We start from the raw sequence: 12,786 nt of genomic DNA, 5'->3' as shown, positions 1-12,786 counted from the left end.
CTGAAAACCGTATCACTCAGCACCCATGTCCCATCGTGATGCTCCTTCACCGTCCGGCCGCCGACGCCACAACCGACCGATCATTGATGAAAGTGTCAATTTTCCGGTCAATCAGGCAACAACGCAGTCCTCGCTCTTCAGCCGGCTGAGCTGTATCGGGCGACTGATAGCCGTTTTGATATGGGCTTTCTGGGCAGGCTGCCTGCAGGCGCTCTTCATACGTCTGCCTGGTCCAGCAAAGATCCGGCTTCCTCGCGTTTTCTGGTACACGATTGGGCGTATTCTAGGGCTTCAGTTTCGTGTCATCGGGACACCTGCCGGTGGCATCAGAACCGCCAGGGATGTCCAAAATGGTGAACGCCCGATCGTTTATGTCGCCAATCATTGCTCCTGGCTGGATATCATCGCTGTTGGCGGTGTTCTCCATACGGTGTTCGTCGCTAAAGGCGAAGTCGGTACCTGGCCGCTGATTGGCACCATCTCACGTCTCGGACGTACGATCTTCGTCAGCCGCAACCGCCAGAACACGGGGAAGGAACTGCATGACATGGCGGATCGCCTCTGGGACGGAGACGATATCGTACTTTTCCCGGAAGGCACGTCTTCAGATGGCAGCCGCGTCCTGCCCTTCCTGTCGTCTTTCTTTGCCGTGGCCAAGCCGGGCCGCCTTGAGCAGGCAGGGATGCCAAAGCCCCCTCCGGTCCTCATCCAGCCCGTTTCCATCGTTTATGACCGACTGGAAGGCCTGCCAGTCGGGCGCAGTCGGCGGTCCGTTTTCTCATGGTATGGGGACATGGACCTGACGCCACATATCTGGTCGTTCGGCCAGTGGCGCTCAATGCGGGCAACCGTTCTGTTGCATCCACCGTTGAACCCGGAGGATTTCAAATCCCGCAAGGAACTGGCCAACGCAACGTTCAAGGCCGTGCTGGATGGTGCCGCCCAGCTTCGGCAGGGACTTGTGCCAGACGGACAGAACTAAGCGCCTTATTCTTCTGCAATTCACAAGGTTTGTCTTGACTTGCCCGCCGTCAGCGCGTCACTTTCATAGCCATTGATGGGAGCAATCCAGCGTCCGTCCGGAGATGGTGATGCCACTTCAGGCCAGTCTGACATGCCGATACCGCCCCATGTTTGACTTCTCCCCTGTCTGGACAGGCTTGACCGCGCGGTCTCCTGCCCCGATGTGTGTGCCTGCTTTTGCCAATCCCGGATCGAGACTGTGACCACCGAGACTTCCGCCTCCGCGCCTGCCCCTGCTGATCGTGCCCCGACTGACCGTATGCGTCATGGGCTGCATGTCATTACATGGGGCTGCCAGATGAACGTCTATGACAGCGCCCGCATGGCTGATGTCCTGCGTCCGCTTGGCTATGGGCCGGTTGAAACGCCTGAAGAGGCGGACATGGTGATCCTCAACACCTGCCATATCCGGGAACGCGCCACGGAAAAGGTCTTTTCCGAGCTGGGTCGCCTTCGCAAAATCCGTGACGAGCGGATGGAAAACGGACGCGAACGCAGTATCATTGCCGTTGCCGGGTGTGTGGCGCAGGCAGAAGGCGAAGAAATCCTCCGTCGTGCGCCCTATGTTGATCTGGTGCTTGGCCCGCAGACCTATCATCGCCTGCCAGAAATGGTCGCCCGTGCAGCGCGCGCTGGCGGTGCGGTCATCGAGACGGATTTCCCGGCTGAACAGAAATTCGATTTCCTTCCCAATGAGGCTGCCCCTCAGTCCGCTGGGAACCTCACGGCGTTTCTGACCATTCAGGAAGGCTGCGACAAGTTCTGCTCCTTCTGTGTCGTACCGTACACACGCGGCGCAGAAAGCAGCCGTTCGGTCGCTTCCGTCATGGCGGAAGCACGCCGCATGGTGGACGCTGGCGTCCGTGAAATCACGCTGCTGGGCCAGAACGTCAACGCCTATCATGGCGATAATGGCCAGGGTCGCAGTGCTACACTGGCGGAACTGGCCGAAGAACTGACACGCCTGCCGGGTCTGGATCGTATCCGCTACATGACGTCTCACCCGCGTGACGTGGATCAGACCCTGATCGACGCTCACCGCGATAACCGCGCCCTGATGCCCTTCCTGCATCTGCCGGTTCAGAGCGGTTCAGACCGTATCCTGAAAGCCATGAACCGTGGGCATACCGCAGACGAGTACCGCGAAAGCGTTCGTCGCCTGCGGGAAGCGCGGCCGGATCTGGCTCTCTCGTCAGACTTCATCGTCGGTCATCCGGGTGAAACGGATGAAGACTTCGAAGCCACGATGCAGCTTGTGCGCGATATCGGCTTCGCCATGGCTTACAGCTTCAAATATTCCCCCCGTCCCGGCACACCCGCCGCAGGCCAGCCTTTTCAGGTGGCTGAGGACGTGAAGGACCGTCGCCTCGCCGAGCTTCAGGCGCTCCTGCGTGAACAGCAGGACGCATTCAATGCGGATATGGTCGGGACAGTTCAGGATATTCTCATTACGGGGAAAGGCCGCAAGCCGGGTCAGCTTTCCGGCCGGTCTCCGTATCTCCAGCCTGTTCATTTCGAAGGGCCGGAACACCTGATTGGCACCATCGCCAAGGTTGCCATCACAACTCGCATGACCAACTCACTTGGTGGAACCCTCATCCGGGAGACAGCCTCCGCTTGCTGACAACACCCCCGACGCGCTCCGTCGCCACCACTGGTGGCACCGAAGGCAATCGCACCGTCGCATTGCGCTTCAACGACAACATTCTTCTCCAGAGACTTCTGGGAGACCACGACCGACATCTCGCCCGACTTGAGGAAGGGTTTGATGTCCGGCTCTCATGCCGTGGCAACAAGATTGCCATCTCGGGAGAGACGGACGCCGTTGGCCGGGCGCAGGCCGCCATCGTCGCGCTTTACAATCAGCTCGAACAGGGCGGCACCATCGACAGTTCGCAGGTTGATGGGGTGATCCGCCTCACGGCACTCCCGACACGCCATCATGAGCGGCAACGGGCTGCCGTTCCGCCACCATCTCCACCACAACATTCTCAGAAGCAGCACCCACGCCGGGACAATCAACATCGGACGGATACCCGCTCTCCACAGCAGGTCTCTCCGTCTTCCGCTCCTTTTACGGACCTGCCCGCCATTCGCACCAAACGGGGCGTGATTGCCCCTCGGTCTCATGGTCAGGCGGCCTATATGGAAATGCTGGCTCGCACCGATCTGGTCTTCGGGATCGGACCAGCGGGAACAGGCAAGACCTATCTGGCTGTCGCGCAGGGCGTCGCCATGCTGCTGGCCGGACAGGTTGATCGTATCATTCTCTCCCGTCCGGCAGTGGAAGCCGGCGAGCGGCTGGGCTTTCTGCCCGGTGACATGCGGGAAAAAATCGACCCCTATCTCCGCCCGCTCTATGATGCCCTGAATGACATGATGCCGGGCGACCAGGTCGTGCGCCGGATGGGTACGGGCGAGATTGAAGTTGCGCCGCTGGCCTTCATGCGCGGCAGAACCCTTGCCCACTCTTTCGTCATTCTGGATGAAGCCCAGAATACGACACCAGCCCAGATGAAGATGTTCCTGACCCGCATGGGTGAAGGCACACGCATGGCTGTTACAGGCGACCTGAGCCAGATTGATCTGCCCAACGGGGTATCATCTGGGCTAAGGGAAGCCGTCGAGACCCTCGAAGGCATCAAGGGAATCGGCATTACACGGTTTACGTCCGTCGATGTGGTGCGCCATCCGCTGGTTGCCCGTATCGTCGATGCCTATGAACAGAAAGCGCCTGCCCCTCTGGATAATTTCAGGGATCGGCCGCGCCGGGAAAACAATGGAACCTCCAAGTCGTCACGCCGGTACTGACATCATTATCGAGGACGCCAGATGGCGTTTCTCGGTTCCTGATACAGAGCGCGCGATCCGTCGTGCGCTCACCGCCGTCGCCCGTCAGGGCGGCCCGGATTTCAGCCGGTCTCCTGCGCCGTCGATTCTTCTTTCGACGGACCGGATCGTAAAGCGGCTCAATGCCCGCTTCCGCAACAAGAACAAGCCCACGAATGTTCTGACATTCGAGCCGATGTCCCCCCTCCATGGCGGAGACATCATCCTGGGGTACGAGACAGTCCGGAAGGAAGCGGATGCTGCTCATCGCAGCATGCGTGCCCATCTGTCCCATCTTGTGGTTCATGGTGCCCTGCATCTGGCAGGATACGATCATTATCAGCCCGGCGAAGCCCGGGACATGGAAGGCGTGGAAACCCGCACGATGCGTCAGCTTGGCTTTGGCGATCCGTGGCGACAGGCAGGAAGACGGGCATGAGCGAAGACATCACTGACCGTTCAGACGACGGCAGGAAGAATTCCCGCGGCCTGTTCGGACTGTTCGGACGCCGTGGTCGCGATCAGGGTTTGCGCGAATCCATCGCCACGCTTGTTCAGGAAGCTGCCCAGCCTGTCGAGGAAACAGGTGACGAGCCTGAACTTGACCGGCAGGAGCGCGCCCTCATCATGAACGTGCTGCGCCTGCGGGACATCACGGCAGATGACGTCATGATCCCGCGTGCAGACATCATTGCCATGCCGGAGAGTATTTCTTTCAACGACGCGCTGGACCACATGCGTCGGGAAAATCACTCCCGTATGCCGGTGTATCGCGGACAGCTCGACGATATCGCGGGCATGATTCATGTGAAGGATCTGGTGGCTTATGTGGACGATCCCGAGGCGTTCGACATTCGCCCGCTCCTGCGTCAGCCTTTGATGATTGCACCGACCATCCCGGTTCTGGATCTGCTTCTGCAGATGCGTCAGCGCCGGATGCACATGGCGCTCGTTATTGATGAATACGGCAGCATTGATGGCCTCGTGACGATCGAAGATCTGATCGAAACCATCGTGGGCGATATTTCAGACGAGCATGATGATCCGGTCACAACGCCGTGGGTCGAACGCCCTGATGGATCGTTCGATATCGATGCCCGCTTGCCCGTCCGGCAGCTTGAGGAACGGCTGGGCGCTGTTCTGACGGATGCAGAACGGGAAGCGGAAATTGAAACGGTTGGTGGGCTGGTGTTCCGCATGGCGGAGCATGTTCCAGCCCGCGATGAAGTTCTGACCCATGAAAGTGGTCTGGAATTCCGCGTTCTGGACGCTGATGCGCGTCATATCCGTGCCTTGCGGATGCGGGTTCCGGAAGGGTGGGAAAAGAAGCCTCTCCCCGATACCGGGCAGCAGGATGATGAGCGCGGGTCTTGACGCCCGCGTCAGTTCATCGTTCTGAGTAAGTCAGATTGTCCGTAATGGAGACCCGTCCATGACCCTTGGCCGCCGCGCGTTCCTTATCGCTGGCCCTGCCCTTGCGGCAGTGACCTCCCTGCCTTCTGCTCTCGCAGAAGACACCGGCCTCCCGGCGGGAGATACCCGCATGGGACCACGGGTTCTTGGATCTCCGGACGCCAAGGTACAGGTTGACGAATGGTTTTCCCTCACCTGTTCTCATTGCGCACATTTCGCGCAGACGATCTTCCCGCAGGTGAAGGCGAACCTGATTGATACGGGCAAGATCCGCTATCGCTATCACGATTTCCCCCTCGATCAGGTGGCGCTTCTGGCCGCCATGCTCGCCCGGTCTCTGCCAGCAGACCGTTATGCCCCCTTCGTGGATGATCTGCTCCGCACGCAAGATCAGTGGGCATTCGCGCAGAACATCGACCCCGTACAGGAATTGAAAAAGCGCGCCGCCATGGCGGGTATTTCAGCGGCTGAGTTCGATAAGATCAACGCTGATAATGCCCTGCGCGAGGCCATCGTGAACCGTCAGGACCGCGATGGTGCTTTCCTTCAGATCCAGGGGACCCCTTATTTCCGCATCAATGACGCTCCGGCCCCGGATGTCGTTTCCAGCTATGATGCGTTCGCCAAAGCAGTTGCAAAGGCTTCCTGAATGACCCGTCCCATGATTTCCCGCCGTTTTATTCTTTCCGCAGCCCCGGCTCTTGCCGTGGCCGGTACGGCAGCCCGCGCTGCTGATGCGCCACCGGCCTTGCCTGCCAATGACCCGCGCATGGGACCGCGCATCATTGGCAATCCGAACGCCAAAGTGCTGGTGCAGGAATGGTTTTCCCTGACCTGTACGCATTGCGCCCATTTCGGCACGGAAGAATTCCCGAAGATCAAGGAACAGCTCATTGATACCGGGAAGATTCGCTATCAGTTCCATGATTTCTGCGGAGACCGCGTCGGCCTGACCGCCGCCATGGTGGCCCGTTCCCTGCCGGAAGACCGTTACGTACCTTTCATTGGTGCGCTGCTCTCCAGCCAGATGCAGTGGGCTTTTGCTTCCGGCGGAGACCCGATGCAGCGTCTGCAGCAGATGTCAGCTCTGGCCGGCGTCTCCGCTGCCCAGTTTAAGAGCATCAGCGAAGACACGGCGTTCATGCAGGCCATGTTTAACCAGGTGCAGAAGGATGCGGACACCTATAGCATCCAGGGCACGCCTTATTTCCGCTTCAATAACACGCACTACGATCAGGACCCGGAAACCTACGAAAAGTTTGCCGATCTGGTCGCCAAGGCCTCCTGATCTTTTTCAGGGCGTTTCATAAACACCGATGTCAACGCACACCACGACGATCAGCCGCCTGACGATCGGCGGCTTCAAAAGCTTCGCCGATGAGGTGCGCGTTGACATTCTTCCGGGCCTGACGGGCATTATCGGTCCAAATGGCTGCGGCAAATCCAATGTCGTCGAAGGCCTGCGCTGGGCCATGGGTGAGACCTCCGCCCGCGCCCTCCGGGGTGGCGAGCTGGACGACCTGATCTTTGCTGGAACAGGCGCACGTTCGGCCCGGAACATCGCTCAGGTCACGCTTCATCTGACCGGCGCCAAGGGTCTTGCCCCCGCTCCATTTCAGGACGCTGAAGATCTTGAAATCACGCGTCGTGCCGAGCGTGGCTCCGGCAGCGAATACCGTATCAATGGCCGCGTCATGCGTGCGCGTGACGTGCAGACGCTTTTTGCCGATCTGGCGTCCGGTGCACGAAGCTCTGCCATCGTCAGCCAGAACCGTGTCGGCCAGCTTATCGCGGCCAAGCCCGAAGAGCGCCGCCTTCTGCTGGAAGAGGCCGCTGGCATCACGGGCCTTCATGCCCGCCGCCATGATGCGGAACTGAAACTTCGCCAGACCGAAACCAACCTTTCCCGCGCCGAAGACCTGCGCCTTCAGATTGAAGAGCGGCTCGGCAGCCTCGAAGAACAGACCGTTCAGGCGCGGAAATATCGTGAGATCTCTGAAAAGCTGCGTGAAGCCGAGGTTCAGCTTCATGCCCTCCTGCACGCCCGCGCTAATCTCGCCGTACAACGCAGCAAAGATGATCTGGCCAAAGCCCGAGAGGCCCTCCGCAAAGCCGAGCAGGAAGCCGAACACGCAACCATTGCCGAGTTCGAAGCCCGCAAAGCCACACCACAGGCCCGAGAAGAAACAGACCGCCTCCGCAGTGCTCTGGAGCGCCTGAAAGTCCAGTCCGAAACCGCACGCGTGGACGTCACGCGTGCACGGGAAGCAGAAGCCGAAGCACTGGCACGCTTCCAGCAGGCCGAAGCAGATTTCACCCGAAGCACGGAACGGCTCGCACAGGATCGAGCCGCCCAGACGGCCGCTCTGGCTGATCTGGAAGCGCAGGAAAAGGAACACGCCCAGCTTCCTGAACAGCGCGCTCAAGCTACCGAAGAACAGAACCGCCTCGCAGCACTTGAGCGAACTCAGGCGGCATCTCTGGAAGAAGCGGTGCGTCTGCGGGATGCAGAAGCAATCCGTCGTGATGGTCTGAAAAGCACTCTGGATGCTCTGACAACGCGGCTTGACGCTGAAACAGGCGCTCTTCAGGCCCTTGAAGCAGAACTGACTGTGCTGGAGAAAGACCGACCTGACGATGACGCCCTGGAAAGCCTGCGCCAGCAGGTGGATGTCGCCATCAGTGAGGCTGAGGACGCTAGACAACTCGAAGCTGCGGCTCTCGCCACGCTTCAGGATGCGCGTCTGGCAATGGAATTACAGGGCCGCACCCTCGAAGACGGACGGCAACGGCTGACGGTTCTGGAGAAGACCGAGGCGGATCTGAAGCGCCGACTTCAGGCCGCAACGGAACGCCTGTCCCAAGACCGCACCGCTCATGCCCAGACGGCCACTGCTCTCCTGACGGATGCACAGCGCGCCGAACTTCAGGCTCAGCGGGAAAAGACACTGCAGGCATTGGAAGATATTTCCGCTCGGGAACGCGCAGCGCGGCAGGCTTTGGACGAGGCCAATACGGCGTGGCTTGAAGCGCGCGCGAAGGCTGAGGAGGGCGTCCAGCGTCATAAGGGCTTGCTCCGTGCGAAAGACAATGCCCAGCACGCCGCCAATCAGGCAGCCCAGCGTGCAGAAACGGCTCTTCAAGAGCGGGATACCGCCGCGAAAGCTCTCGTACCGGACACTGACGTAGCCGTCCTTCGAGCAGCCGTTACGAGTCTGGAAGCGAGACTGGACGCCCTTCAGAGCGCCCTTTCCGAAGCCGAAAAAACTCTTTCTTCCGCGTCCGAAGCGGAGAGCTCTACCCGTGAGGCTCTGACTCACACAGAAAGCATGATCCTGCGCCTTCGTTCGGAATGTGAAGGGCTGGAACAGACACTCGCAGCCGTCGCCGCGCAACCGGACCCTCTGGAAGACAGGCTGGATATTCCTGCGGATCTGGCACGGGCCGTTGCTGCGGCACTGGCTGATGGACTGGACGCTTCGCTCGCACCCACGACCGTTGCTGCCGACCGTCGGTGGCTTGCGCTCACAACACTAGCCACCCCACAGATTGCTTCGTGCCCGCCCCTCTCGTCTCTGGTTGCGGTGCCAGAAGCGGTTAAACGCTGTCTGGACGCTGTCTTCCTGCTGGATGATCCCGGCAAAGGAGCCGCTCTTCAAGCGCACCTCCAACCCGGTCAAGCGCTTGTCTGCCGGAATGGCGCTCTATGGCGATGGGACGGTTTCATTCGCTCTGGAGACGCACCTGATGCCGGAGCCGCCCGTCTGGAGCAAAGACAGCGCCTGACACAGGCCCGCGCCCTTTTTACGGAGCAGGAAAAAGATCTTCCGGCCGCACAAAATGCTTTTCAGGAGGCCCAGCGCAGACGGATTGAGGCGGAACAGACCTTGCAGCGTCTTCGATCGGAGCGTGCGGGACTGGAACCTGAACTAAGCAAAGCCCGCTCCCAGTTTTCAGGACGTGAACAGCAGGCCGCGCTGGCAAAAAGTCGTTGGGAAGAAGCAGAACGTCGTTTGTCAGACGCAGAAGCCGCTGCGAAAAGCGCACGCTCGGACGCGGACAAAGCATCTGCCGATTATGACGCCCACCCTTCCCCGGCAGCCTTGACCGACAGAGCCGAGCAGGCGGCTCAGGTCGTGGAGGGCGCTCGAACGGCTCTCACGGCGCTGACGAGGGATCTCCAGACAGCCCGGACAGAGGCCGAACAGGCTGATCGCACTTTGAATCAGGCCGTTCTGCGCCATGAGACAGCACAGACACGCCTTCAGGAACTGGAAGACGCCTTAACGCGACTGGAGCGGGATATTGATGCTCTTCAAACTGAACTTGAAGCCACAACAACCGCCACAGACCGGCCGGATCTTCCAGATCTGGAGCGCCGTGAAGCCGTAGCCCGTCAGCAGCATCAAGATGCCCGGCAGAAACTTGAAGCAGCGAGCAAGACCACGAGCGACCTTCGCCAGAAGGCAGATCGCCTCTCTGCCGAATTGCAAACCCTGGACCAGTCCGCCACAGCAGCCCTCGCCCGACGCACAGCGCTTGCTCCACGCGCGGCAGAACTCAAAGCGCTCGTCGAGAAGCTCACAAAGGACCATCAGGCGCAAGACGCTGCCATTGCAGAGCGTCCAGACCCAGCACGGCTGGAACGAAACGTGCTGGACGGCACTGCGGAACTGGAAGAAACCCGAACGACGCTTCAAACAGTTCGGGAAACCCTGTCTCACCTCGCGCTGGAAGATATGCGCCTGAACGGGAGTATCGCGGCGCTCAGAGGACGACTGTCTGACCTTGGTGGACAGATTTCTCTGACCGTTCAATCGCACACCGAGCTGGAAGAGCGCCGGAACACGCTGGAAAACGCGTGGAATAAAGCAGCCCATAGTCCGATACGCCTCGAAGCCGCGCTAAAGCAGCAGGATCTGGATCTCGAAAAGGCTCAGGCGGCCTATGATGAAGCCCGCGCGAGAGACAAGGCCACTGACCAAGCTGGTCAGGCCGCGCAGGAACGTCGTCGGGAGGCTGATCTGGCCCTGTCTTCCGCACGCGAAGCCATTGCCCGCCATACGGAACGCGCTGAACAGGCAGTGGCAGCACGTGAGCGGCTGTTGACGGAAAGCGACCCGCCAGAAGGAGGTGTTTATCCTTCTGATCTGTCCGAGCAGGCCGAAACATCCACCCGTCGCAGGCTCTCACGTCTCACCCGGGAACGAGATGATCTCGGGGCCGTCAATTTACGCGCCGAAACAGAGTATCAAGAAGCCAAGCAGACCGCCGAAACCATCGCCCGCGAGCATGAAGAACTGACGGCTGCCATCAACCGGCTGCGCGGCGGTATTGGAACCATCAACCGTGAAGGGCGCGAGAGGCTCCTAGCCGTTTTCACTGAGGTGGACCGACATTTCCAATCGCTGTTCTCCCGGATGTTCGGAGGTGGTCGTGCGCATCTGGGTATGGTCGGCAGTGATGATCCGCTGGAAGCCGGGCTGGAAATCTTTGCCCAACCACCGGGGAAAAAGCTTTCCACCCTGTCCCTGCTGTCCGGCGGTGAGCAGGCCCTGACGGCACTGTCCCTCATCTTTGCGACATTCCGCTGTAACCCGGCGCCAATCTGCGTATTGGATGAAGTGGATGCGCCGCTAGACGACGCCAATGTCGAGCGCTTCTGCTCTCTTCTGGCGGATATGACCAAGGAAGCGGGCACGCGCTTCCTTGTCGTGACCCATCATCAGCTCACCATGGCCCATATGGACAGGCTCTATGGTGTCACAATGCAAGAGCGTGGTGTAAGCCGGGTTCTGTCGGTTGATCTGGGGCGCGCAGCGGCTCTTGTCGAAGGCTGACGTCTTTTTTCTTCAATCGAAAATTGACGTTAAGGCGTTGAAGCCTTTTGATAGACAAAACGCCTTGAAAGACCGAGCCCATTTTCGTCGAACCACCTCTCCCCGCCCCGATTATGACGCGAATCCGTGAACACGGTGTTCGTGTGGTGGGAGACGTGCATGGCGACCTGAATGCTTTCCGGCATGCGACCGCCACTGATCGCTTCGTCATACAACTTGGGGACCTCGTAGATCACGGGCCAGACAGTGCCGGCGTGATGGAACTGATGCTCGATCTTCTGGAAACACATCGCGGACTTTTCATTCTTGGTAATCATGATCGCAAACTGGGACGTGCTTTCGAAGGACGTCGCTTGAGGCGTGATCCCCCCCTTGAAGAAACACTTCGGCAGTTCTCCCTGCCGGAATATGAGGGACTTCAGCAGCGTGCCCATGAAGCGATTGCTGCTGCCCCGACATGGCTCAGACTGGGACGGGCTCTGTTCGTTCATGGCGGCTTTCATACCGCCATGCTTTCCGAGCCTCCTGTTCCGGGCCTGGGTGAAATGTCCGCCCCCCTCTCCCGCGCCCTTTTTGGCGAAACCACCGGCCGCATGCAGCCGGATGGGTATCCTGAACGCCGCCTGACCTGGATCAACCGTATTCCCGAGGGAATGACGGTTTATGTCGGCCATGACCGCCGCTCAACTGACGGACGCCCCTGGCGCCGGATGGGAAGACTTGGCGGCACGGCTGTCTTTACGGATCTGGGTGCTGGAAAAGGCGGCCATCTTGCATGGATTGACATTAATGACTTCTGATAGCCCTTCCGCCCTCGCAGAACTTGAACGCCTGCGTGCCAGTATCGACAATATTGACGCTGCTTTGATTCATATGCTGGCAGAACGGTTCCGGTGCACCAAGGCGGTTGGCGAACTGAAAGCACGGTCCAGCCTTCCCGCCGCGGATCCCAATCGGGAGGCTCGTCAGATCGAACGTCTGCGCCAGCTTGCGCGGGATGCGCATCTGGATCCGGATTTTGCCGAAAAATTTCTGGCCTTCGTCATCCGTGAAGTTATTCGGCATCATGAGGCTATTGCCGCTCAGGCGAATGGTTCTCACGAATGACGACCCGTTTGCTTCTTGTGCTTCGTCACGCTGAAGCAGGCCCACATCTCTATTCTGGAGCGGGCGATATTGAACGCCCGTTAACCGAAACCGGCCGCCAACAGGCCGAAAAAATCGGTCAGAAACTTGCCCAACTGGCTCTGCCGGAGCCCTTGCAGGTTCTCTGCAGCCCCGCACGCCGGACACAGGAAACGGCTGCAGGTGCTCTTTCCGCGCTCCCGGAAACCGTAATTCCAGAACTTGAAAACGGCCTCTATGGCGCAGACCTCAATACGCTTTACGGCTTTATCCACGGCACTCCAGAGCATGTTCAAACGCTGCTTCTGATCGGGCACAATCCGGCCATTGGTGGGCTGGCTTACAATCTGTCCGGCACAGCCGTGCAGAATGACGCCTTTGCAGCCCTGAGACATGGGTATCAACCCGCAACGCTCACGGTCTTCCAGACACAGGAAGACTGGATCAACATCCGCCCCTCTACCGTACAGGCTCTTCGCGTTCTGACACCCTGACGGGGCAACACCGTCTCCAGACATCGGATCATTCAGGAGCGCTCTCCCGATCGGTGTCTCTG

At 59.6% G+C, this 12,786-nt stretch carries 11 protein-coding genes; all 11 read left to right on the top strand.

Annotation, left to right across the window (positions count from 1 at the left end):
* Positions 1-25 precede the first annotated feature (25 nt).
* The 11 genes from HKD32_RS11015 (at position 26) to HKD32_RS10965 (ending at position 12,724) form a co-directional block, all read left to right on the top strand.
* Positions 26-982, top strand: coding sequence for a lysophospholipid acyltransferase family protein (locus tag HKD32_RS11015; RefSeq protein WP_194257988.1), 957 nt, complete (start codon positions 26-28; stop codon positions 980-982).
* A 300-nt stretch (positions 983-1,282) separates the two neighbouring features.
* On the top strand, positions 1,283-2,647 hold the full coding sequence (gene miaB / locus HKD32_RS11010) for a tRNA (N6-isopentenyl adenosine(37)-C2)-methylthiotransferase MiaB (RefSeq protein WP_194258014.1): 1,365 nt from the start codon (positions 1,283-1,285) through the stop codon (positions 2,645-2,647).
* Positions 2,641-3,834, top strand: coding sequence for a PhoH family protein (locus HKD32_RS11005; protein ID WP_194257987.1), 1,194 nt, complete (start codon positions 2,641-2,643; stop codon positions 3,832-3,834). Before miaB ends, HKD32_RS11005 begins: the two co-directional genes overlap by 7 nt.
* The gene (ybeY, locus tag HKD32_RS11000) at positions 3,803-4,291 is read left to right on the top strand and encodes an rRNA maturation RNase YbeY (protein WP_194257986.1); all 489 of its coding nucleotides are present in this window, start codon (positions 3,803-3,805) and stop codon (positions 4,289-4,291) included. The genes HKD32_RS11005 and ybeY overlap by 32 nt, the downstream gene beginning before the upstream one ends.
* Positions 4,288-5,226, top strand: a complete 939-nt coding sequence (locus tag HKD32_RS10995; RefSeq protein WP_194257985.1) for a hemolysin family protein — start codon at positions 4,288-4,290, stop codon at positions 5,224-5,226. Before ybeY ends, HKD32_RS10995 begins: the two co-directional genes overlap by 4 nt.
* Positions 5,227-5,284: 58 nt before the next feature.
* Positions 5,285-5,914, top strand: coding sequence for a thioredoxin domain-containing protein (locus tag HKD32_RS10990; protein WP_194257984.1), 630 nt, complete (start codon positions 5,285-5,287; stop codon positions 5,912-5,914).
* Positions 5,915-6,553 (top strand): thioredoxin domain-containing protein, encoded by a 639-nt coding sequence (locus HKD32_RS10985; protein ID WP_061931762.1) that lies wholly within the window; start codon positions 5,915-5,917, stop codon positions 6,551-6,553.
* A 28-nt stretch (positions 6,554-6,581) separates the two neighbouring features.
* Positions 6,582-11,105 (top strand): AAA family ATPase, encoded by a 4,524-nt coding sequence (locus HKD32_RS10980; RefSeq protein WP_061931760.1) that lies wholly within the window; start codon positions 6,582-6,584, stop codon positions 11,103-11,105.
* A 113-nt stretch (positions 11,106-11,218) separates the two neighbouring features.
* Positions 11,219-11,905 carry a metallophosphoesterase gene (locus tag HKD32_RS10975; protein WP_023945424.1) on the top strand — a complete coding sequence of 229 codons (687 nt, stop codon included), beginning with the start codon at positions 11,219-11,221 and terminating at the stop codon, positions 11,903-11,905.
* Positions 11,895-12,212 carry a chorismate mutase gene (locus tag HKD32_RS10970; protein WP_010502446.1) on the top strand — a complete coding sequence of 106 codons (318 nt, stop codon included), beginning with the start codon at positions 11,895-11,897 and terminating at the stop codon, positions 12,210-12,212. The genes HKD32_RS10975 and HKD32_RS10970 overlap by 11 nt, the downstream gene beginning before the upstream one ends.
* Complete coding sequence (locus tag HKD32_RS10965) at positions 12,209-12,724, top strand: SixA phosphatase family protein (protein ID WP_061931758.1); 516 nt, start codon at positions 12,209-12,211, stop codon at positions 12,722-12,724. Before HKD32_RS10970 ends, HKD32_RS10965 begins: the two co-directional genes overlap by 4 nt.
* The last annotated feature ends 62 nt before the right edge of the window (positions 12,725-12,786 follow it).

Origin of the sequence: Gluconobacter japonicus, assembly GCF_015244665.1 — a bacterium.
Classification (GTDB): Bacteria; Pseudomonadota; Alphaproteobacteria; order Acetobacterales; family Acetobacteraceae; genus Gluconobacter; species Gluconobacter japonicus.
The sequence above is the reverse complement of the archived record's forward strand: the minus strand, read 5'-3'. Positions and strand labels throughout refer to the sequence as shown.

Coding starts and splice junctions, on each gene's coding strand:
- HKD32_RS11015 (WP_194257988.1), top strand. CDS start 26: ATGTCCCATCGTGATGCTCCTTCACCGTCCGGCCGCCGACGCCACAAC.
- ybeY (WP_194257986.1), top strand. CDS start 3,803: ATGGAACCTCCAAGTCGTCACGCCGGTACTGACATCATTATCGAGGAC.
- HKD32_RS10995 (WP_194257985.1), top strand. CDS start 4,288: ATGAGCGAAGACATCACTGACCGTTCAGACGACGGCAGGAAGAATTCC.
- HKD32_RS10985 (WP_061931762.1), top strand. CDS start 5,915: ATGACCCGTCCCATGATTTCCCGCCGTTTTATTCTTTCCGCAGCCCCG.
- HKD32_RS10965 (WP_061931758.1), top strand. CDS start 12,209: ATGACGACCCGTTTGCTTCTTGTGCTTCGTCACGCTGAAGCAGGCCCA.
- HKD32_RS10980 (WP_061931760.1), top strand. CDS start 6,582: ATGTCAACGCACACCACGACGATCAGCCGCCTGACGATCGGCGGCTTC.
- HKD32_RS10970 (WP_010502446.1), top strand. CDS start 11,895: ATGACTTCTGATAGCCCTTCCGCCCTCGCAGAACTTGAACGCCTGCGT.
- miaB (WP_194258014.1), top strand. CDS start 1,283: ATGCGTCATGGGCTGCATGTCATTACATGGGGCTGCCAGATGAACGTC.
- HKD32_RS10975 (WP_023945424.1), top strand. CDS start 11,219: ATGACGCGAATCCGTGAACACGGTGTTCGTGTGGTGGGAGACGTGCAT.
- HKD32_RS10990 (WP_194257984.1), top strand. CDS start 5,285: ATGACCCTTGGCCGCCGCGCGTTCCTTATCGCTGGCCCTGCCCTTGCG.